We start from the raw sequence: 22,776 nt of genomic DNA, 5'->3' as shown, positions 1-22,776 counted from the left end.
TAGACTTTAGACTTGGGACTAAGGACTCAGGACTGTCAACTAAATCCTTTGTTGTGCCTTTAACGCCAGATACTGATTAATTACATTAATGGTTAGCTTTTGTGGAGGGGTAAGGATGGCCAGAATACCGTGTTTGTTCAACTCTTTAACCATGAGTTTTTTCTCGTAGATAAATTTCTCGGCAATGGTTTTATGGTAAATTCCTTCAACATCTTTGGCCGGATCGGTACTTAATCCTTTGAGTTCGGTATTTTCGAAAAATACAACAACCAGTAAGTGGTATTTGGCAATTCTTTTTAAATAGGGTAACTGGCGCTGCAGTGCCGATAAACTTTCGAAGTTGGTAAAGAAAACCAGAAGTCCGCGTTGTTTTACTACCGAGCGTACAGTAGAATATAATACTTCAAGGTTGCTTTCCAGATACCTGGTTTTTTCCTTGTACAGCACATTCATAATATTGCCCAGCTGCGAAGCTTTACGGTCGGCTGGTACAACTGCACCGATGTTTTCCGACAAGGTAATTAAACCTGCTTTATCTTCTTTAAGCATAGCCACCTTAGAGAGTGCCACACTTGCATTAATGGCATAATCGAGCAGGCTTAATCCATCAAAAGGCATCCGCATCACCCGCGATTTATCGATGATGCAATAAATATTCTGCGATTTTTCGTCCGTATAGGTGTTTACCATCAAGCCGCCTTTTCTGGCCGTGGCTTTCCAGTTAATGGTACGAATATCGTCGCCACCTACATAATTTTTAATCTGGTCGAATTCGCTGCTCTGTCCAACTTTTCTTATTTTTTTAATACCAAATTCAGTTAAATAGCGCGAAACGGCCATCAATTCGTACTGACCAAGATTAATAAAAGAAGGATAAACAGGTAATACTTTTGATCCATCGAAATTGTAACGCCTGTTAATCAGTCCAAGTGGAGAGCTAATATAGGCCCTGATCAATCCAAAATCATATTCGCCACGTTTGGTTGGCCGTAAATTATAATGAATAGATTTTAGTTCTGCAGGTTTTAAGTGTAGTTTAAAATCTTTATCACGAACCTGAAATTGAAAAGGGATTTCGTCGATCACCCTCGCATTTACGCCAAAACCATAACGGTTTGTGATTTCAATCTGGATGGGATTTTCGTCGCCATTACTCAAACGTTTAGCGGTAAAGCGCCTGGCTTTGATCCCTTTGTTATTCCGGTAAAGAATAAAGATATCGATGAAAAATAATAGCACTAAAGTGCCGAATGCAACCTCAGGGATATCGCCCAGCCATGCAAAAAAGAACTTCAACAAAAAAAGTAAAACGCAAAAACCTAAGGCCGCAAACAAGCGGTTGGTTAGGAACAGATTGCTATAATATTGCTGAAAGAATTTTTTCAATTTGGGTTAATCGGTTAATTGTTGAAATTGGTTAATTGTATAGATTGCTTTATTGTTCAATTGCTTCATTGTTGTAAAGGGTTAATCGTATAAATTGGTTAATCGGTTAACTGCGAATTGCAAGCTGATAACTGTATTGTGTAATTGCTACATTGTTGAATTGCTACACTGCTAAACCGATCGCTATATTTTGAACATTATAATTTGATCATTGGTAATTAAGACTTAGGACTACAGACTTAAGACTGTGGACTTACCTCGGTACTTCAATTTTTTTAATAATCTGGCTTACAATATCAGTTGTGGTTAAACCTTCCATTTCTTTTTCAGGCGATAATAATATCCTATGTGCAAGTACCGGAGCTGCAACAGCAATAATATCTTCAGGCGTCACAAAATCGCGGTCTTGGATAGCTGCAAAAGCTTTGGCGCTATGTACAATAGCCAACGATGCCCTTGGCGAAGCACCCAGGTAAAGCGACGGATTGTTACGGGTTTCGGTTACAATTTTGGCAATAAACTCCAATAACTTAGGTTCTACAAATAAATTACGGATAATTGCCCTTGCTTCCTGTATCTGCTGAACAGATAATACTGGTTTTACATCGTTCAGTAAGGTTTTGTTAACCAACGTATGCTGTGCCAGTAAAATGGCTGTTTCTTCTTCTAATGAAGGGTATTTAATCTCAATTTTGAAAAGAAAACGATCCAGTTGTGCTTCGGGTAAACGGTAGGTTCCTTCCTGTTCAATCGGGTTCTGTGTAGCCAAAACCATAAACGGTTCGTCCATAATATAGGTATGTCCATCAATGGTTACCTGGCGTTCTTCCATCACTTCAAAAAGCGCCGACTGGGTTTTTGCTGGTGCACGGTTAATTTCATCAACCAAAATAATGTTGCCAAAAATGGGCCCTTTTCTGAATTCAAAATCACCTGTTTTGGTATTGAAAATAGGTGTTCCCAAAACATCCGAAGGCATTAAATCGGGAGTAAACTGCACCCTCGAAAACTGTGCATCAATTGATTTGGCCAGTAGTTTGGCACTAAGTGTTTTCGCTACGCCGGGCACGCCCTCAATTAAAATATGCCCATCGGCAAGTAACCCAACAATCAGGAAATCAATTACCTGCTTTTGGCCTACTATAATATTTCCAAGTACCGATCTGATCTGATTTACCGCTGCATTTAAAGCGCTTAAATCGGTACGTGTGTTAAACTGTTCTTGTTCCATTGCTTTGCGTAATTTTATAAAACTGTTCTATACTTTCATTTAAACTGATCAATTGTGTATCACTCAAATCGCCCATTTGTGGCGTTTCGATAAAATACCTGGTTAATGTTTTGGCCAGGGTTTCGTTAATGCCGGTTTTTTCTGCCAATAGCTGGGCAAAATTGCTGTCGATATCGTTGGTTTTAAGGTAATACCGGCTCCGCAGGTACTCCATAAAATAATTGATTTTTTTTAAGGCAATATCGAGGTTGTTCCTTTCGTGATAGTAAACACTGCCCACCACATTAACAAAAGCCAGCGATGAGTTGGTAAGCGGATCGGCAATGGGAATAATCCTTTGCCTGCGTTTGATTTCGTAAAGTACAAAAATAATCAGCCCGAAAATACTCAGATAATAGGCAAATTTGAGTTCAGGATGTTTAAAAAATACCCTGAGCATATCGGTTGTGGTGTTTTCCTGACCGGTAAAATAGCCATCAAAAATCACCTGCGTATTTCCCTGCAGATAGCTTAGGGTTTTAGCCGCATACTCTGCCCCATATTTATCCAACAGGTTAAAATTGGTATAAAAACCTGGTTCGGCAATGAGGAAGAGGTTTCCTTTTCCATAACTGTAACGGATAAAATTGGGTTTACCATTACCATTTACCCCCAGAACAGTGACTTTAGCGGTATCCAGTTTGCTATAATACTGACTGCCAATTCCCCTTTCGAAACCATAATTTGCCTCGGTTTTTAAATTTGGATTAGTAAAATTCAGGGTGCTGCTCTCTGCCGACATTGTGCTAACAGATTGTAATTTAAGGTCTTTTTCTATCTTTCCTAAATCATAACTGGCAATAAAGGCATCGTTGCCTGCCTGCATATATTTTACCAGCTGATCAAAATCTGTTTTGCCGATTTCTACCTTTTGCGCAACAATTAAATAGGCGGTTTTATTAAATTTTTTCGCTTTTAAAGTATTGTAAATAGCCGCTTTCGATTGTTTAATTTCCACTTTAGGCAGGATATCTTTTATCCGGTGGTACAGGATATAAGTGCCATAAGGGATTTTATCTTTTACGGCATAAGTTGGTGCCCAGTTTGTTGGCGTAGGTTTATTGTACTGCGCAACCAGGTAGCCGAGGATCAGGATAGAACCTATAATCAGATATATTCTGTAACCTTTCATCTAATCTGGCTGTTAAACTGGTTAAACGACTGGTTAATAGGCTCAAATTTCACTTCATCCACAGGGAAATCGCCGTACCAGATATAATCGAACTGCAGGGTAAGCCTGCCGAAATCATTTCTGAGTTCGGGGGTATTAATTTCCATTAAATAATTGTAATTGGTTTTGTCAGGCTGCCAGTAAATTATTTCGGCATCGCTTAATGTTTTTAGTGTTCTTAAATACAAAAGCCTTACTGCTAAACGGAATTTCTTTTCGGTAATTAATCTTTGCAGTTCCTTTTCGTAATCTATCTCGTGGATGTTCTCGGTAATTACATCATAGGGGAGGATGGTTTCTTTTGATTTCTTCCTGAATATGTTTTCGGTACCGATAGCTTTGATCACGATGTACAAAACAACTGCTACGCCTAACCCGATAAAAATATACCTCGAAAAAGGATTCGATGCAGCACCTGTGAAAAGCCTCCCGATCATATTCCAGAACCACATCCAGAATTTTTCCCACCAGGATAATTGCTCCTCACCAATTCCATCGTACTGAAATTCTTTTTGTTCTTTATAGTTACTTAACGAGTCTTTATCAAATTTAGCTGCAGTAATGTTTGCACTGTCGATACGTATTACCTGAGCTTTCGGCTTAGGTTTGACGGTTTGTGCCTTGCTGATTACCGGAATAAAAAACAAAAAGGAAACAAGAAGATATCGGAAGAGGGCGCGCTGCATTTTAATATTCTTCTGGTCTGGTATCTGTTGGTTTTTCGGTGCTGCCGAAATGAGAAATACGTTCCATTAATCCAACACTTTCTTTCTGCTCAACCAAACTAAAATAGCTGAGTGAGATCGTGATAATCGGTATAATGGTAAATACCTGGCATAGCGACTGCAGTATAGTGGTTATCATGGTTAATGTTAACGACATATGCGGTGTTTTATGGGTAAACATGCCAATCATGTTAAACAAACTTGTTGGCAATACCACCATGCTCATGCTGGCGTAAACGATAATCCATACCACGATTAATATACCAAATGTAACCCAGAAATGGTCTTTAATCAATGCAAAACTCCTGTTAAAAGAATGTCCCAATGAGCCATTTTCGATGATCATGATCGGGAAAAACATACACACGTAAGGAAATAGCCAAAAACCTGGTAATAAGCAGAATACAAAGCCTATGCCCAACATCAGGGCCAGTGCAACAGAACTCCAGAAAACCCTGAAAAAATAGTATTTAAAATAAGCCCAAACCTCGTCAACAGTGGGAATTTGATTCCCCTTTTTAACATAAATGGCAATGTAAGAATGTATGGCCACAGTCATGCTGTTATAAGAAAATAAGGAAAATAAAATAGAAAGAAAGTATTCTATGCCATACAAAGAACTAAAGCCGAATTTGTTTGTATGTCCTTCAACGCCAATGGTATTGATAACGTTAACCATTTTATATTGCTGTAACAGCATGGTTAGCATACTGGCAACAACAAACAGACCGCAAAAAGTAAAATATATTTTAATAAGCGGTTTAAAATTCTGCCGCATAAAGGTGAAAGTATCGTTTATCACCTGTCCAAAATCCCTTATTTTCTTAAATTCTATTTTAGCGATCATGTTAATCCAGTGTAGGTTGTTTGCTGTAAACTTTAGCGGGGTAAATAAATACATACCAAATGATAAAAGCTGCGGATGATAACAATATCAGCAAACTTAGCCAGATAGGCATTTCGGTATGGCGGGTTACAAAACTTTCGAAAAAGGCAGCTACAATAAAAATCGGTATAAGCCCGATTACTATTTTTAATCCATCTTTTGCACCCTTGAGCAATGATGCCATGCGGGTATAGGTTTTAGGAAATAAAAAACTGTTGCCCAAAATTAAACCTGCAGCACCTGCAAGTACAATAGCTGATATTTCTAATGTTCCGTGGATCCAGATAACCAGAACAGATTGAAAACCCAGTCCCCTGCCAAAAAAGAAGTATTGGAAGGAGCCCAGCATAATTCCGTTTCTGAATAATGAAACAATGGATCCGAATGAAAATATGATACCCAAAGCAAAAGTATACAGGGCTACAAAAATATTATTGGAGCCAATCTGCAAAAACATCATAAATGGGTTATCCTGTTTATATACCCCAAACGGATCGCCTTTGGCAATATTCTCATTGGTCATGTTTACATAACCATCGCCCATAATCAAACGTACAAAAGTATCGTCATATTTGGCAGACAATGCTCCAATTGCGCAGGAGATCAGAAAAAAGATGAAAGCATATAATACTTGTTTCCTATGTTCTAAAAAAATTAAGGGCAATTCGGTTTTCCAGAAAGAAATAAACCTGTTCGATTTTTCTTTTTTGTTCTTATAAACCGATTGGTGAAGTTTTGAGGCTAAGCCATTTAAATAGGCGGTGGTTTTAGAGTTGGGATAAAAAGTTTTCGAGTAGGCAAGGTCGTTGGTGATTTCGATAAACTGGTTGGCCACCTCGTCTGGATTGGCCTGTTGCATGGAATCGTAATGTTGCCACTTTTCCGAATTCTGTTTAACAAATAATGCTTCTCTCATTTAAGGGTCTTACCAAATCTTGGGTTAAAATAGTTAATTTTTTATTGAAATGAAATCACAATTAACCACTGCCCCAAAACAAATATACACAGATGTACAATCTAAACTGAAAAATATAAGAAAACTTTAGTTCGAAAAAAATCCAGCTCGATTTATAGCGATTATCTCTAAAAAAAATTATGTTTGAATATGGATAACATCAGGATTAGCACTGCTCAAAATATTGATATTGATTATGAAATTGCCGGATTAGGAGAGCGTATAGCTGCGAGGTGTATCGATCTTGCCATATTTTTAGTTATTGCCATCATTACGCTGGTAATAATGGGAGCTGTGTCTGCAGCTACGTCGGGAACAGGTGCTATGGTGGTGCTCTTTATTTTTATTGCAATATTTGCTTTTTACGACCTCATTTGCGAAATCACCATGGATGGACAAACACTTGGCAAAAAAGTGCTTAAAATAAAGGTGATCAGCATTGATGGTACACAACCCACTTTCGGACAGTATATTTTCAGGTGGTTATTCAGGGTAATCGATTTTGGTTTTCCTTTCGGTTGGGGGGTGGTTGCCCTGGTTTCTGTTGTAGTAACCGAAAAACACCAGCGTGTGGGCGATATATTGGCTAAAACTACATTGATTAAAACGAAACCCCGTACAGCATTTGCTAATGTACCTTTCAGTTTCAATATGCCGGAAGAGTATGAGCCTAAATTTAAAGAGGTTTTACATTTAAACGATCGCGATATTGAACTGGTGCACGAAGTATTAACGGGTTATTACCAAACCGGAAATGCCAACCTGATTTATACTCTGGCGGCTAAAATAAAGGAACATATTGTTGCTACGATACCAGAAGGAATGAACGAATTACAGTTTTTAGAAACTGTATTGAAAGATTATAACCACTTAACAGCCAATATGAGTGTTTAGTTCTTAGCTGAAAAACATTTTATGGATGTAGGCGATCATTACAAAATTACCCACCGCGATTACCAGTATTTTAAAGATTAGGGAGTGCTGTTTAATCTTTAGCCTATACAATAAACCAACAGATATAAACAAAAACAGCAACGGAATAGTTGGAGGGTAAAGGGACCAGCTTTTGGATAAATCGCCCTGCATTAGGGCAATTAATGATCTTTGAAAGCCACAACCCGGACAATCGATACCGGTTAAAGCTTTAAATGGGCAGGTTACTAAATGATTTTGCAGCCAATCAAACAGGTTGATTGAGCTGCAAAATATAAATATGGTGAACATCCTGATTAAACTACCGGTGGAGGAGTGTCGTTAGGTTTGTCTTGATTACCAAATGGATTATTTGGGCTGTTAAATGGGTTATTTGGATTGTTGAAAGGGTTATTTCCAAAACCACCATTTTGTGCTTCAGCTGCCGATGGGCCTAAGTACTTAGCTGAGCTAAACCCTAAAATAGGCCAGAAAATATAAGGAAATATAACTAAACCAACTGTGAAACCTTCTGATTTACCAAAACTTTTGCTTACTAAATTGTAAAGCCAGATTGCGAATACAATGTTAACGCAAGGAATAATCAACCATAAAATCCAGATCATTGGTTTGCCAACAATTTCTAATAAAATGATTAGATTATAGATAGGGATGATGGCAGCCCAGCCCGGCTTACCAGCCTTTTCGAACACTTTCCACATTCCAATAATCATCACAACGATTATCGCCAGATAGAAGATTGCAGCTCCCGCACCAGTACCTGCGGCTATTCCGCTCGATTCATACTCATTCATAATTTTTACTGTTTTTAAGGTGATTTAATTTAAATAGTTAAACTAAAGTAATTTTTTTAATTTAAAAACAGAATAAGTAAGGGTTAAATTATTTCAACACATCGGCCACTTTTGTTGATAAAGCTTCGGCCCACTGGCCATACATTTTGGCGCTTGGGTGCAGCCCATCTCCGGCAATTAACGAAGTATCTGTAGCCGCATTTCTTGATGCAGGAGTAATATTGGTATAGCTCACGCCTGCTGCGAGCGTGATTTCCTGGTTTACAGCATTAAAATTATCAATTTCGGCAGCAATGGTTTCAGTACTTTTACCTGAGTTTTTTCCAAAAGGGGTAACGCTCCAATCGGGGATAGAAACCACAAAAACTTTACGCTTATCGCCACCTGCAAAAGCAATTGCGGTTTGTAACAATTCTGCGAACTCTTTTTTGTAAGTATTAATCGGGTAGCCGCGATATTGGTTATTTACACCGATTAATAGCGTAACAAAGCTGTAAGATCCGGTTAAATTTTCTTTTTTAATGGCGGCTTGTAATTCGTCTGTCGTCCAGCCGGTGGTGGCAATAATTTTGGGGTTTGCTACATTACTGCCTTTCGCTTTTAACAAACTCTGAAGCTGGTAAGGGAACGACTCTGCCTGTTTTACCGATTCGCCAATAGTATAAGAATCGCCAAGGGCGAGATAGGTAAAATTACCTGTTCCATTTGATGGATTTGTTGGCTGTTCGGTAACCGGCTCGTTAATCATGGGCGTTTGTTTTGTACAGCCCGAAGTTAAGAAAGAAAATAAAACGAGGTTTAATAAAATCTTCATGGTTTAATCTACGAAGTAGCCTTAACCTTAGTTTTATTCTCCCTTTAAATCAGCTTCATTTTAAAAAGACCCGCAATGTGGTTTTTTAATTTTTCTTTAACCTCTTCTATATCCGGTTGATACCCGAGCTCATTTGCCAAAGAGGTTACGGCTTTATCATCAATACCGCAGGGAACAATATTTTTAAAATAATCGAGGTCAACATTTACATTAAAAGCGAAACCATGCATGGTAACCCAGCGACTGCAGCGTACACCCATGGCACAGATTTTACGTGCCTTTTCATTGTCGGCATCTAACCAAACACCCGTATAACCCGGATACCGACCTGCTTCAATGCCATAATCTTTTAATGTCAGGATCACCGCTTCTTCCAGTGTACGCAGGTACAAATGAATATCGGTAAAGAAATTATCCAGATCAAGAATAGGGTACCCAACAATTTGGCCTGGCCCGTGATAAGTGATATCACCACCGCGGTTTATTTTATAGTATGTAGCTTTTTTATCTTTTAAGCCCTGCTCATCCAGCAATAAATTTTCGGGGTGACCGCTTTTGCCCAAAGTGTAAACATGTGGGTGCTCGCAAAAAACAAGGTGGTTTGGTGTAGGGCTATGGGTATTATTCACACGGTTTTCTGTTTTAATGGCCACCGTTTTATTTAATAAATCTTCCTGTTTATCCCATGCTTCCTGATAATCAGTTAAGCCCCAGTCGCTAAACATGGTAGGTGCCAGATCTGCTGCAATTACTTTTTCTGCTGTCTCGTTCATCACTTTATATTTTTAAGAATTGCCTGCCACATAACCCAGCATGTAGCCATCTTTGGTTTTAAAATAGTTTACGCTCAGTTCGCGGGTGCCGGTTGGAAGTTCAACGATGGCATTTAATGAACCTTCGCTCTTTAGCTTAAAAGGTTTGATGTGGATATGCTGTTTAAATTCCAGTCCTTTTTTGCCATGCCACTTATAAATAGCCTCTTTGGCGCACCAGGCCACGTATAAGCCTTCAGTATTATCGCCAATTTGTTTTTGCGCAAGTTCTACGTCGCTCAAAAACTTATGTTTAATGCTTTTTATCTTGTGTTTAATCAGTTCGATATCAACGCCAACCGGATGATCCTTACTGATCATTACCGCGGCGTAATCGAAAGAATGGCTTAACGAAATATGATAATCGAAATTTACCAGGTAAGGTTTGCCATGTTCATCAAACTGGCAATCGATGTATTCGGTAGTGTTAAGCATTGTTCTCAACAGCAACCTCGTGCTCAGCCAATGCAGCAATCTTTTTCCACTGTTTAAAGAAGAAATGATGTCACGTTCATGCTGTTTAAGCTGCAGTCCGGCCAACAATTCCTCTTCCGTTTCCTCAATTTTCCAGATTGCTAAAACAGAATGCTGATCAATATTTTTATTGTAAACGATTGGCATTGATTAAATTGGAGATTACATGCAAAATTATCTTAAATAAATGATAATTTAGGCCAAAAATACGCATAAAAATGATATTATCTGATAGCAGGATATTAGAAGAAATTGAAAAGGGTACAATCATCATCGAGCCATTTAAACGCGAATGTTTAGGCACAAACTCGTATGATGTTCATTTGGGGAAATACCTGGCTACCTACAAAAACCGGGTATTGGATGCTAAAGCGCACAACGAAATCGAACATTTCGAAATTCCCAAAGATGGCTTCGTTCTTCATCCTGGTGTTTTATATCTAGGCGTAACTTTAGAGTATACCGAAACACATAAACATGTTCCTTTTTTAGAGGGCAAGAGCAGTACCGGCCGTTTAGGGATCGATATCCACGCTACTGCAGGTAAAGGCGATGTGGGCTTCTGCAACACCTGGACGCTGGAAATATCGGTAGCACAGCCTGTTAAAATTTATGCCGGTATGCCTATTGGCCAGTTGATCTATTTCGCCGTAGAGGGCAGCATCGAAACCATGTACAACACAAAGGGAAACGCTAAATACAATAATAAAACCACGCGACCTGTAGAGAGTATGATGTGGAAGAATAAGTTTTAGGGATTGGTTAATTGCCGGAGGGCTAATTGTTATGATTGTTTTATTGCTAAATTGTTAGATTGCTGTATTGCAAACCTCAAAAACCTTAACTTTCTTAACTTCTTAATGGTTAACTGTAGAAATTGGTTAATCGGTTAACTGTATTGTGGCGATCGCTAAATTGTTCGATTGCGAATGATCAGGTGTTAAATGAAAGCTAATTCTGATCTTAAGATTTGATCATTGTGATTTGATTATTGGTAATCGATTTTAAACTATTAGAAGCCTTGGAGAAGCTTTCATGACCCTTATGATTAGGCACTGCACACTGTAGGAGGATTTCATTAAAAATTGTTTATCACCTGGTTAAGTCAACGCTAATCGCTTAACCCCTATCGCTTAACGCCACTAACAACGATCATTCTGTTAACGCTACGCGCCTAACGCCAATCGCTCAGCGCCACCAACAACAATCATTCTGTTAACGCCAAACGCCTAGCCCCAAACGCTAAACCCTCTGATAACTAAATTTCACGGTAACTTCATAAAAGTATGCTACAGGTTTTGTACCTTGAGACTTATTTATATTACCTAACCACATGAAACCCAGAATTATTCTCGCACTCAGTTTTGTCTGTTTATTGATCGGATTTACCGCATTTAAGATGGACGATGACCCCTTCAGTCAGCTCTTACAAAAATTCGAAGATTACACTAGTAAATACCCGCAAGAAAAAGTCCATCTTCATTTAGATAAGCCCTACTACGCTATCGGAGACGATATTTGGTTCAAAGCCTATGTTGTAAATACCAAAACTTCGGCACCATCAAACATCAGTAAAATACTTTACGTAGAGCTGATTAACGAAAAAGATTCCCTTAAAAAAACGCTGAAACTACCTATTATGGGCGGCATCACCTGGGGCGATTTTAAGCTTACAGATTCACTTGGTGAGGGCAATTACCGCATCAGGGCATACACCAATTATATGCGGAATTTTGGTACAGATTTCTTCTTTGATAAGACAATTAAGATCGGAAATAGCTGGGCTAACAAAGTTTTTACAAAAACGACCTATAATTTCACAAAAGAAAACAATGCCGATAAGGTGAGTGCCACAGTCCATTTCGAAGATAAAAATGGTGTGGCTTACAGCGAAAATGAGGTGAGTTACGATGTACAGTTAGATTACCGCTCAGTTGCCAAAGGCAAGGTAAAAACCAGTTTAACCGGCGATGCCGTGATCAATTTTGCCAATAGCCAGCCCTTTACCAATAAATCGGGTAAAATTGTAGCCACCATTACGCTTGATAACAAACAAAAAGTAATCAAATCAATCCCCATTACTTCAACCTCAAACGATGTAGATGTTCAGTTTATGCCTGAAGGAGGGGCGCTTATAGAAGAACTGCCTCAAAAAGTGGCTATAAAAGCTGTAAACTCCAATGGTAAAGGCGAAGATATAGAAGGTACCATTGTTGATGACGCCGGGGCCGAAGTAACGGCCTTTGCTACCAGTTACCTGGGGATGGGCAACTTGGTGTTCAACAATCAGGCTGGAAAATCATATTCTGCCAAAATTAAATTTAAAGATGGATCTCAAAAAACAATAAAACTTCCCGCTGCTGCTAAAAGTGGTTATACCATGTCGTTAAATGCTTTGGATACCGGTAAAGTAACGCTTAAAATTTTGGCCAGTGCCGATCTCGTTAACGGAGAAGAATTAAAAGTTGTAGCACAGCATGGTGGGAATGTATATTATGTTTCGAAGGCAAAAATGGATAAGCAGGTGCTATTGGCTAATATCCCTAAAAAGAACCTGCCTACCGGTATTGTTCAGTTCACTTTGTTCTCCGGAGCTAACCAGCCTGTTGCGGAGCGTTTAATCTTTGTAAACAATAAATCAGGTTTGATTGATTTATCGCTCAACTCGTCTGGAGTTTCGACAACTAAAAAAGGAAAAGCTGCATTTACATTCGATGCTGCCAATGGCGGACAGCCGGTATTGGGAAGTTTCTCTGTTGCCGTTACCAATGCAACCAAAGTAGCGCCTGATGAAGATAACGAATCGAATATCCTTACCTCTCTCTTGCTTACTTCTGATCTGACCGGGTATGTTGAAAAACCCAACCATTATTTTCTGAAAGACGATATTCAGACACAAAAGGAACTCGATAACCTGATGCTTACCCAGGGCTGGCGACGTTTTATCTGGAAAAATATCATCAACAATGTTGGTCCCGCAATAACTTACAAACCAGAACAATCCATTACCATCAGCGGTACTGTAACCAAAGGGAATAAACCTGTTCCTGGTGGAAAAGTAATGTTAATGGCTACAAAGGGAACCATGTACATTCTCGATACCGTTACCAATGCCGAAGGTAAATTTGTTTTTGATAACCTTGAATTTGGTGATAGCACTAAATTTGTGGTACAGGCTAGAACTAAAACCGAACGTAAGTTTGTTGATATCAATGTTGATGTTGTTCCTGGGCAAATTGTGACGAAAAATAAAAATAGTGCCGATATTGATGTTAATGTGAACAATACCTTAATGAAATATATTAAGGAAAGCGATAATTATTTTAACGAGATGACTCGTTTAGGTTTGCTCGAAAGAACCATTAAACTCGAAGAGGTAACCATTACCGAAAAGAAAAATCCTGCTAAAAACTCTTCAAACCTCAACGGTGCAGGTAGGGCAGATTATGTAATGACGGCCGATCAATTGTCTACCTGTGTAACCCTGTCGCAATGTTTACAAGGGCGACTGCCAGGTGTAATTTTTAGGGGCAACGTACCTTATTTAATGCGCAGTCAAAACACCCCGATTCAGATTATTGTTGATGGGATGCAGATGGAAGCCGATTTTCTCGATAACGTTGTCCCTTCTGACGTAGAATCTATTGAGTTGTTAAAAAGCATTGGAAATACAGCAATTTATGGTTCGCAGGGTAGCGGAGGGGTAATTATCATCACAACAAAACGTGGCGATGGCGGCCGGAGCACCAACCGTTATGCACCAGGTATTGTGACTTTAAACCCTAAAGGATTTTCGATTTCACGTGAGTTTTATTCGCCAAAATACGATACTGAAAGTACAAGTAGCCGTGCCGATTTAAGAACAACAATTTATTGGAATCCGCAGGTAGTGGCAGATAAAGACGGAAAGGCGAAGTTCGAATTCTATAATGCTGATGAGCCCGGAAACTATAGGGTTGTAATAGAAGGAATCGATGCTGTAGGGCATTTAGCCAGAAAAGTTTACACTTATGATGTTAAATAGTAAAAAATAGATAAATTTGAATTAGTATGCATGCATAGCTTGTGTATGTTTATCTTGATTCTCCGTACTTGATACTTAATACTTAATACTCGATACTTAATACTCAATACTTGAAATCTTGATTCTCAATACTCAAAATCTTTATACTATATTTTTCAAATCTTGATACTATTTACGATATGAATACAATAAAAGTAAGTGTAAAAGACCGTTTGGCAACCATTACGTTAGATAGAGGAAAATCTAATGCTTTAAACCGCGAGCTGATTACCGAACTTAACGATATGCTTAAAAATATTGCCGCTGATGATAACATCGGCGGCGTAATTTTAACCGGAAACGCACCTTTCTTTTCTGCAGGCCTGGATCTGATAGAGCTTTATAACTATAACGAACAAGAAGCAAAATCTTTCTGGGAGTTATTTCTTGGCTTTACCGCTAACATGGTTGCCTTTAAAAAACCAATTGTTGCAGCAATTAGTGGCCATAGTCCGGCTGGTGGTTGCGTAATGGCCCTGGCCTGCGATTACCGTATCATGGCCGAAGGGCAATACATTATCGGTTTAAATGAAGTACCTGTGGGTATTATTGTGCCCAATAGTATTTTCCAGTTATATGCATTTTGGATTGGTAAGGCAGAAGCTAGCCGCAGTTTGCTTTCCGGTAAATTGTATAATCCCGAAGAGGCTTTAAAAGTAGGTTTGGTAGATGAAGTGGTGAAGAACGAGAGTTTATTAACTGCTGCTGAACGTAAAATTAAAAAATACATGGAGCTCGAAAGCAATACATGGTCGCAAAGTAAACTCAATATCCGCGAAGAACTTATTGCTGCTGCCTCAGCCGATCAGTCAGAAGCTTTAGAGAAAATGCTGGCCCAATGGTGGTCACCGGCAACACGCCATATTTTGCAAACCATTTTAGCTAATTTGCAGCGGAAATAGTTGGCAGTTTGCAATGAACAGTTAAGTATTAGTGATCAATTATCAATAACCAAATCACAATAATCAAAACCTAACGATCGATATAGCAATAAAATAGTTTTCAGTTGGTAATTGGCAGTTTGCAATATAACAATCGAACAATTTAGCAATTGAACACAATTAACCCCTGAGCATAGTCGAAGGGTATACGATTAACCATTACCAGCAATAAAACAATCTCAACAATAAACAATTAAACCTCAACAATTAACCAAAATACCATGTTCAGTTACAACTCACCAATGCTTAGAGAAGACGCTTTAAAAGGAAAAACCATTGTAATTACAGGTGGCGGAACCGGACTGGGGAAGGCAATGGGTGTTTATTTCCTGAAATTAGGTGCCAATTTGGTTATCACCAGCCGTAAGCAGGATGTACTTCAAAAAACTGCCGATGAAATGGAGGAGAAAACCGGAGGTAAAGTTCTGGCCGTAGCCTGCGATGTACGGGAAATTGCGCAGGTAGAAAATGTACTGGCTAAAACCCTGGAGCGTTTTGGATCGGTTGATGTTTTGCTAAACAATGCCGCGGGTAATTTTATTTCGCCAACAGAACGTTTATCGGCCAATGCTTTTTCGTCTATTATCGATATTGTATTAAAAGGAACCGTTAATTGTACGCTTACTTTCGGTAAACACTGGATCAAAGAAAAACAGGCAGCAACCGTTTTAAATATTATTACTACTTACGCATTTACAGGTTCTGCTTATGTGGTTCCTTCTGCCTGTGCAAAGGGCGGCGTTTTGGCCTTAACCAGATCTTTAGCGGTAGAATGGGGCAAATATGGGATCCGTACCAATGCCATTGCACCCGGACCGTTTCCAACCAAAGGTGCATGGGAACGTTTATTACCCGGCGACTTGGCCAAAAAATTCGACTTTAAAAACCGTGTGCCCTTAAAAAGGGTAGGCGATCATCAGGAACTAGCCAATTTAGCAGCATTTTTAGTGAGCGATTTCTCCGGATACATCAACGGAGAAGTAATTACCATCGATGGTGGCGAATGGTTACAGGGTGCAGGCCAGATGAACGGATTAGAAGCCATCCCTAACGAAATGTGGGATATGCTGGAGCAAATGACGAGAAGCGCAAAATGATGTAATATGTAAGGATGTAATGTGGATGATGGGTAATTTCCAGTCGCTAATACATCATCCATTATTACATTTTCCCTATTACATTTTTTCCCATTTTCCCTTTTCCATCATACATCTTACCTTTTTATTTATCTTTGCCCTATATGAATATCTTACTTTTAGGTTCAGGCGGCAGAGAAAGCGCATTCGCTTGGAAAATGAGCCAGTCTTCGCACTGCGATAAATTAATTATTGCTCCGGGAAACGGTGGTACAGGAGCTTATGGTACCAATATCAACATCAATGTAAACGATTTTGATGCCATTAAAAAAGTAGTGCTTACCGAAAACATCGAGCTGGTGGTTGTTGGCCCTGAAGAACCTTTGGTAAATGGTATTCATGATTTTTTCCTTGCAGATAAAGCAATTGCACATATTCCGGTAATCGGACCTAAAAAAGAAGGCGCTATTTTAGAAGGAAGTAAAGATTTTTCTAAACAGTTTATGGAGCGTCACGGCATTCCTACCGCTGCTTCAAAATCTTTCACCCCCGAAACTTTAGAAGATGGTTTGGCTTATCTTCAAAACCATGCATTGCCTGTTGTTTTAAAGGCAGATGGTTTAGCTGCTGGTAAAGGGGTGTTAATCTGCACCGAAACCATCGAAGCCCAGGAAGAATTAAAACTGATGCTTGGCGGTAAATTCGGCGCAGCCGGAGCAACTGTAGTGATTGAACAGTTTTTAAGCGGGATTGAACTTTCGGTGTTTATTTTAACCGATGGCGAAAACTACATCACGCTTCCCTCAGCTAAGGATTATAAACGTATTGGTCAAAACGATACCGGCTTAAATACCGGCGGTATGGGGTCGGTTTCGCCAGTTCCATTTGCTACTCCGGAGTTTTTGGCAAAAGTAGAAGAACGCATTATTAAACCAACAGTAGACGGTTTAAAGAAAGATAATATCGATTATACAGGTTTCATCTTTTTCGGACTGATCAAAGTAGGAGAAGAGCCTTTTGTGATAGAATACAATGCACGTATGGGCGATCCGGAAACTGAAAGTGTAATCCCAAGGATAGAAAATGATCTGGTTGAGCTGTTTTTAGCTACTGCAGATAAAAAACTGAATGAGGTGAATTTGGTGATTTCTGACCAGACTGCGGCTACTGTGATGATTGTTGCTGGCGGTTATCCTGGCGATTACCTTAAAGGAAAAGCCATTACAGGAATCGAGAATCTGCGTCATTCCAATGCTTTCCACGCCGGAACACTTTTAGAAAATGATGTGGTAAAAACTAATGGTGGAAGGGTAATTGCGATTACCAGTTTACAGAAAGATCTGTTTACAGCCCTACAATCAGCCACTGCTGATGCCGGAAGAATTTATTTCGACGGTAAATATTTCAGGGAAGACATTGGTTTTGATTTAATTTAAGTCAATTTCTTATAAAAAGAAACCCCGCAGATTAACTAATCTGCGGGGTTTTTATTTTAATGTCTTTAGCAGAGCGCTTACTTCGATTTACTTCCCAATAATTCCTGAAGTTTATCCTGTAATGCCTGCTCCCTCAATCCTTTGGCGATAATTTTGCCTGTTGGATCAATTAAAAAATTAGCAGGGATTGATTGGATGCCGTACATCTTGGCAACTTCATTGTCCCAAAATTTTAGATCAGAAACATGTGTCCAGGTTAATTTATCGTCAGCTATTGCCTTTAGCCAGGCGTCTTTTTTACCAGGACGGTCTAATGAAACGCCTAATACAGTAAAGCCTTTATCTTTAAATTTATTATAGGCAACTACCACATTTGGGTTTTCCTGACGGCATGGACCACACCATGATGCCCAGAAATCAACCAATACATATTTACCTTTAAAATCAGATAATTTTACCGCTTTTCCAGCAGTATCAGTTTGGGTAAAGTCCATTGCCATTGCACCAACAGCTGTTTTTCTGCCCGCATCGAATATATTGGCAATTTTTTTGCCTGTAGCACTTGCTTTCAACTCTGGCGATAATCCAACAAAAGCTTTTTCTGCCGCTGCTACCTGATCAGGATCTGTAGCTAATTGATTAATAGCGGTTAAACTGATATAAGATTTAGGATTACTACTGGCATAAGATAACAAGATCGGTGTTAAACTTGCAGTAGCTTTTTCGTAACGGCTCATGGCATTTTCCCTTGTTTTCGGGTCTTTTTGCTGTTCTGGGGTTAGTTTAGCGTACTCAGTATTAATCGCATTGATTTCATCATCAACCGGCTTGGTTAAAGCTTTTAATTTTTTATTATCATCGTTAATTACCGATCCGCTAATTGTTGCTGTTTTAATAGAATCGGTTCCGGTTATTTTAATCGTAGCTGGCTCTAGGAACAAAGAAACGTAATCCAATACCTCGTCTTTAGCAGGGCGGTTAACATAAGGATTTTTGTTAAGGAAAAGATTTCCGGCAGCAGGGTCGGTTAAAGTACCTTTAAAGGCAAAAGCACCGTTGGCTACTGTTGCAGAATCGGTAACAGATTTATCATTAGCACGATAAACCAGATAAACCTTATCGCCGGTTTTTAATCCTTTGATATTACCATTTACCGTAAATGGCTTTTGTGCTAAGGCTGCAAGCGGTAATAACGCCATTGCAGATAATAATATTTTTTTCATATTAGGGATAATAGGGAAGTTAATATCCTCAAATATAGGATATCAATCGCATTTAGAACGTAAATAGCTGTGTAAAATTATGATAGATTTAATAACAGATATGTAATGACTATAACATACATTTTTACTCACTTTGAAATTACACAGTCTCAACTTTGAAATTACACAACTTTCATTTTGAAATTACACAGCTTTCATTTTGAAATTACACAGCTTTCACTTTGAAATTACACAAACTTAATTCAGTTTCTGATAAGTTCGCCACCATAAATCGGGCATTTCGCCATTAACTGCGGTTTGGTAATCATCATACCTGCAGGGCACAAGGTGGTAGCGTTCGTTTTTGGTTTGTCCAGATGGGTATGGAACCTGCATCCACCAGCGGTCTGATTTTTTACTCTTCACAAACATCATTTCGCCCGAACCGTCTTTTAAACTGGTGCGGTAAATCATAAACTGCGATTTTGGTGTTAAAGGGAAATCTTTTTTACGGGCATAAAAACCTTCAACAAAATACCATACCATTTGGGCAAGCAGAAAAGCCGTTTGTCCGTTATTATCGTATGCAGGGTTAAATTCATAAAACCCAATTGAAGTCAGTTTATCGTTCATGCCTGCATAACGTACAATGCGGCAGGCTTCCTCTCCATCAAAACCGTTGGGTGTAGTATTGGCATTTGCAGCAGCATCGGCAGAGCGGATGGCACCCATATCAAAACTAATCATGTTTGCATTGCGGATAATGGGTTCTGTTAAGGTAATATCCTGTGCAAACTCGCCCAGACGGTGTACATCAAAATATAATTTATCCATTACACTCAAACTTTCCTGGTTTACAAAATAAGTTTGATAGCCTAAGTTGCTAAAATTGAACAGGTAATTAGGCTGGTGCAGAAAAATTTTGTTCAGGTAACAGTCTGATCGGGTAGCAATGCCTTCGTTATCATCATCGCCGATATCAAACTGGTTATCGATAACCACCAGATCCACTTTCTGCTCCAGGTCTTCATAACCCATGTACTGTCCGTAAGTTAAATCCTGTCCGCCACCGATAATAATCGGGATGATGTCTTTTTTGATCAGTTCGGCTACCACCATTTTAATGGCGATGTAGGTATCGGCTATGGTAGCACCGTGTTTAATGTTGCCTAAATCTACAATCCTGCTGCTAAAAGCACCTTCGTTGAGTTTATAAAATTTCTCCCTGAAATAATCAGGGGCCAGGGCGGTGCCCTCATTATTAACCGCGCCTCTTCCATCAAGCACCCCAAAAATAGCCAGATCATAAGTGGTTTCCTCAAAATCGGGAAAAGACTCGGTATAGATCTGTGCTTTTAACCCCAGCTGACTTGTAAAAAATCCTTGCCTGGGTGTAAAACTATCAGGGTTTATGGGTGAAAAGAAATCCGTTAATGACATATATTTAAAACTCTCGGCTCAAATATCTATTTTTGAATGCGTATTTCCACATATAGCCCGAAAAAAATAAAATGATACTGGTAACCGGAGGAACTGGATTTTTAGGATCTGAATTAATTAAACAGTTAACTGATAAAGGATTAGCTGTGCGGGCCCTGAGGCGTGAAAAATCTAAAATACCTGCCCTCATCCAGAATATCCCACTTGTTGAATGGTTCGAGGCCGATATTAACGAGCCTTCGGCTTTAGAAGATGCTTTTGAGGGGATTACTAAAGTGTATCATTGTGCTGCATTTGTATCATTAAGCGCTAAAGATAAAAAACAGCTTTTCCATGTAAACATCGAAGGTACTTCGAACATTGTAAACCTTTGCGCTGAAAATAATTGCAGATTATTACATGTAAGTTCTGTAGCGGCACTGGGCAATGCTAAAAAAGGAAATAAAATTACGGAGAAGGATTTCTGGGAGTATGATTCAAAAGCCCATGCCTATGGATTATCGAAATATGAGGGCGAAATGGAGGTTTGGCGAGGTATTACCGAGGGTTTAGACGCCATTATTGTAAATCCATCTGTCATCATCGGTAAAAATGCAGGTTTTGAAGGTAGCGGAGCCATTTTTAAATTGGTAAAGGGTGGTTTTCCTTTTTATACCGACGGCGCATCGGGTTTTGTTGATGTGGAAGATGTAGCCAAATCAATGATTTTATTGATGGATGCCGAAGTTTCGGGAGAACGTTACATCATTTCTGCCGATGATTATCATTATAAAAACCTTTTCAGCGAAATTGCAGAGGGTTTCGGTGTTAAAGTACCAACAAGAGAAGCAAAACCATGGATGCTCGGTATCGCGTGGCGTGCGTTAAAATTTGTTTCCATTTTTACCGGAAAAGAGGCTTCTATTACCAAAGATACCGCAAAAAGCAGTGTAACTTTAAGTTATTATAATAGTGATAAAGTAAAATCGGAAACCGGAATTGTTTTTAAGCCGGTTGCCCAAAGCATAAAAGAAATTACCCAACATTTAAGATAATGCCCAAACAAAAAGCCTATTACATCATCGATTTCGATAGTACCTTTACCCAGGTAGAAGCACTCGATGAACTTGCAAGGATTTCGCTCAAGAACCACCCCGATAAAGAAGCGATTTTCCAGAAAATTGAAGATTATACCAATTTTGCCATGGAAGGAAAACTTTCCTTCTCCGAAAGTCTGGCACAGCGTGTTAAACTTTTAGAAGCAAATGAAGATCATTTAAAACAGCTCATCAAACATTTAAAAAAGAAAGTATCAACCTCTTTTTCGCGTAATGCCGAGTTTTTTAAAAAACACGCAGATGAAGTTTTGATCGTTTCAGGTGGGTTTAAAGAGTTTATTACGCCTGTAGTAAGCCAGTACCATATCAAAAAGGAAAATATTTACGCAAATACTTTCGTAACAACAGGTGATGGTAAAATTATTGATTACGACCACGCCAATCCCTTAAGTGAAGAAGGTGGAAAAGTAAAACTACTGCAGCATTTAAAGCTTGAGGGCGAATTGTTTGGTATAGGCGATGGTTACTCTGATTTCCAGTTGCGAGAAAGCGGTATCATCAATAAATTTTTTGCTTTTACAGAAAATATTGCCCGCGAAAGCATTGTTTCTAAAGCCGACCACGTTACGCCAAGTTTCGATGAGTTTTTATATGTGAACGATTTGCCCCGTGCAATTTCTTACCCCAAAAACAGGATTCTTTGTCTGGTAATTGGTGAGGTTGATCCCCTAACCATCGCTATCCTTAAAAATGATGGCTTATCAATCCGTCATAAAACCTCTTTTGAAGAGAAATATGTAAAAGATGTTGGGATTATCCTTTTGGCCGATGGCGAAAAAATAGATAAAGAGCAGTTAAAAAATGCCGCTAAATTGAAGACAATCGGTTATTTAGGCAATGCTAAAAATAAAATAGATCTCGATCTTTGTACCAAACAGGGCATTGTAGTTTTCGACGATCCTAAAAATAATCCGCGTAACATCGATTTTATTCCAAAACGGGTTGCCGATTTTATGAATACCGGCGCTACTTATTTAAGTAGTAATTTCCCCAACCTGCAACTGCCAAAAATCGAGAAATCGCACCGTTTAATCCACATCCACAAAAACGTGCCGGGTATTATGGCGAAAATTAATACTGTTTTTGCCAAACACGATATCAATATCGTGAGCCAGTTTTTAATGACAAACTCCGAAATCGGTTACGCCATTACCGATATTAATGCACAATACGATAAACAGCTGTTTAAATCGCTTAAAAAGATTGAGCAGACGATAAAGTTTAGGGTGTTGTATTAGTTCCTGTAGTTAACGTCATCTCGAACGGAGTGGCAACGTAGTCGAGAGATCTGTCTTGAGATA

General features: G+C 39.0%; 21 protein-coding genes. 8 read left to right on the top strand and 13 right to left on the bottom strand.

Going from position 1 to position 22,776, the window contains the following annotated elements; translation table 11 throughout:
- Positions 1 to 39: 39 nt before the first annotated feature.
- From DRW42_RS12345 to DRW42_RS12320, 6 genes are all read right to left on the bottom strand, one after another.
- A complete protein-coding gene (locus DRW42_RS12345) occupies positions 40 to 1,386 on the bottom strand; it encodes a DUF58 domain-containing protein (protein WP_113949125.1) in 1,347 nt (448 codons plus the stop codon).
- A gap of 253 nt (positions 1,387 to 1,639) precedes the next feature.
- Positions 1,640 to 2,617, bottom strand: a complete 978-nt coding sequence (locus DRW42_RS12340; protein WP_113949124.1) for an AAA family ATPase — start codon at positions 2,615 to 2,617, stop codon at positions 1,640 to 1,642.
- A complete protein-coding gene (locus tag DRW42_RS12335; RefSeq protein ID WP_113949123.1) occupies positions 2,598 to 3,788 on the bottom strand; it encodes a DUF4350 domain-containing protein in 1,191 nt (396 codons plus the stop codon). Before DRW42_RS12335 ends, DRW42_RS12340 begins: the two co-directional genes overlap by 20 nt.
- Positions 3,785 to 4,513 (bottom strand): DUF4129 domain-containing protein, encoded by a 729-nt coding sequence (locus DRW42_RS12330; protein ID WP_113949122.1) that lies wholly within the window; start codon positions 4,511 to 4,513, stop codon positions 3,785 to 3,787. The genes DRW42_RS12335 and DRW42_RS12330 overlap by 4 nt, the downstream gene beginning before the upstream one ends.
- A gap of 1 nt (position 4,514) precedes the next feature.
- Positions 4,515 to 5,399 (bottom strand): hypothetical protein, encoded by an 885-nt coding sequence (locus DRW42_RS12325; protein ID WP_113949121.1) that lies wholly within the window; start codon positions 5,397 to 5,399, stop codon positions 4,515 to 4,517.
- Between the two features lies 1 nt (position 5,400).
- Positions 5,401 to 6,354, bottom strand: coding sequence for a stage II sporulation protein M (locus DRW42_RS12320; RefSeq protein ID WP_113949120.1), 954 nt, complete (start codon positions 6,352 to 6,354; stop codon positions 5,401 to 5,403).
- 189 nt (positions 6,355 to 6,543) lie between these two features.
- Here DRW42_RS12320 and DRW42_RS12315 point away from each other — a divergent pair, with 189 nt between their 5' ends.
- Entirely contained in the window at positions 6,544 to 7,287 is a 744-nt protein-coding gene (locus tag DRW42_RS12315; RefSeq protein ID WP_113949119.1) for an RDD family protein, read from the top strand.
- Between the two features lie 3 nt (positions 7,288 to 7,290).
- Here the strand turns inward: DRW42_RS12315 and DRW42_RS12310 are convergent, their stop codons facing one another.
- The 5 genes from DRW42_RS12310 to DRW42_RS12290 form a co-directional block, all read right to left on the bottom strand.
- A complete protein-coding gene (locus DRW42_RS12310) occupies positions 7,291 to 7,617 on the bottom strand; it encodes a DUF2752 domain-containing protein (RefSeq protein WP_113949118.1) in 327 nt (108 codons plus the stop codon).
- Between the two features lie 5 nt (positions 7,618 to 7,622).
- Positions 7,623 to 8,120: a DUF5684 domain-containing protein gene (locus tag DRW42_RS12305; protein WP_113949117.1), complete on the bottom strand. Its 498-nt coding sequence runs from the start codon at positions 8,118 to 8,120 to the stop codon at positions 7,623 to 7,625.
- An 88-nt stretch (positions 8,121 to 8,208) separates the two neighbouring features.
- The gene (locus DRW42_RS12300; RefSeq protein ID WP_113949116.1) at positions 8,209 to 8,934 is read right to left on the bottom strand and encodes an SGNH/GDSL hydrolase family protein; all 726 of its coding nucleotides are present in this window, start codon (positions 8,932 to 8,934) and stop codon (positions 8,209 to 8,211) included.
- Positions 8,935 to 8,978: 44 nt separating this feature from the next.
- Entirely contained in the window at positions 8,979 to 9,707 is a 729-nt protein-coding gene (gene lipB / locus DRW42_RS12295) for a lipoyl(octanoyl) transferase LipB (RefSeq protein ID WP_113949115.1), read from the bottom strand.
- Between the two features lie 12 nt (positions 9,708 to 9,719).
- Positions 9,720 to 10,367 (bottom strand): 4'-phosphopantetheinyl transferase family protein, encoded by a 648-nt coding sequence (locus tag DRW42_RS12290; protein ID WP_113949114.1) that lies wholly within the window; start codon positions 10,365 to 10,367, stop codon positions 9,720 to 9,722.
- A gap of 71 nt (positions 10,368 to 10,438) precedes the next feature.
- Here DRW42_RS12290 and dcd point away from each other — a divergent pair, with 71 nt between their 5' ends.
- The 5 genes from dcd (at position 10,439) to purD (ending at position 17,736) form a co-directional block, all read left to right on the top strand.
- On the top strand, positions 10,439 to 10,975 hold the full coding sequence (gene dcd, locus DRW42_RS12285; RefSeq protein ID WP_113949113.1) for a dCTP deaminase: 537 nt from the start codon (positions 10,439 to 10,441) through the stop codon (positions 10,973 to 10,975).
- A 578-nt stretch (positions 10,976 to 11,553) separates the two neighbouring features.
- A complete protein-coding gene (locus DRW42_RS12280; protein ID WP_244215258.1) occupies positions 11,554 to 14,244 on the top strand; it encodes a carboxypeptidase-like regulatory domain-containing protein in 2,691 nt (896 codons plus the stop codon).
- Positions 14,245 to 14,423: 179 nt separating this feature from the next.
- Positions 14,424 to 15,185: an enoyl-CoA hydratase/isomerase family protein gene (locus DRW42_RS12275; RefSeq protein ID WP_113949112.1), complete on the top strand. Its 762-nt coding sequence runs from the start codon at positions 14,424 to 14,426 to the stop codon at positions 15,183 to 15,185.
- Between the two features lie 260 nt (positions 15,186 to 15,445).
- Positions 15,446 to 16,321: an SDR family oxidoreductase gene (locus tag DRW42_RS12270; protein ID WP_113949111.1), complete on the top strand. Its 876-nt coding sequence runs from the start codon at positions 15,446 to 15,448 to the stop codon at positions 16,319 to 16,321.
- 143 nt (positions 16,322 to 16,464) lie between these two features.
- A complete protein-coding gene (purD, locus tag DRW42_RS12265) occupies positions 16,465 to 17,736 on the top strand; it encodes a phosphoribosylamine--glycine ligase (RefSeq protein WP_113949110.1) in 1,272 nt (423 codons plus the stop codon).
- A gap of 77 nt (positions 17,737 to 17,813) precedes the next feature.
- Here purD and DRW42_RS12260 read toward each other — a convergent pair whose 3' ends face one another.
- Positions 17,814 to 18,959, bottom strand: coding sequence for a TlpA disulfide reductase family protein (locus DRW42_RS12260; RefSeq protein WP_113949109.1), 1,146 nt, complete (start codon positions 18,957 to 18,959; stop codon positions 17,814 to 17,816).
- A gap of 237 nt (positions 18,960 to 19,196) precedes the next feature.
- On the bottom strand, positions 19,197 to 20,378 hold the full coding sequence (locus tag DRW42_RS12255; protein WP_113949108.1) for a formimidoylglutamase: 1,182 nt from the start codon (positions 20,376 to 20,378) through the stop codon (positions 19,197 to 19,199).
- A gap of 71 nt (positions 20,379 to 20,449) precedes the next feature.
- Between DRW42_RS12255 and DRW42_RS12250 the strand changes: the two genes are divergently transcribed.
- On the top strand, positions 20,450 to 21,412 hold the full coding sequence (locus DRW42_RS12250; protein WP_113949107.1) for an SDR family NAD(P)-dependent oxidoreductase: 963 nt from the start codon (positions 20,450 to 20,452) through the stop codon (positions 21,410 to 21,412).
- The gene (locus tag DRW42_RS12245) at positions 21,412 to 22,713 is read left to right on the top strand and encodes an HAD-IB family phosphatase (RefSeq protein ID WP_113949106.1); all 1,302 of its coding nucleotides are present in this window, start codon (positions 21,412 to 21,414) and stop codon (positions 22,711 to 22,713) included. The genes DRW42_RS12250 and DRW42_RS12245 overlap by 1 nt, the downstream gene beginning before the upstream one ends.
- The last annotated feature ends 63 nt before the right edge of the window (positions 22,714 to 22,776 follow it).

Source organism: Pedobacter miscanthi (genome assembly GCF_003315595.1).
Classification (GTDB): domain Bacteria; phylum Bacteroidota; class Bacteroidia; order Sphingobacteriales; family Sphingobacteriaceae; genus Pedobacter; species Pedobacter miscanthi.
Note: the sequence above shows the minus strand (reverse complement) of the source record. Positions and strands in the feature narration are given on the sequence as shown.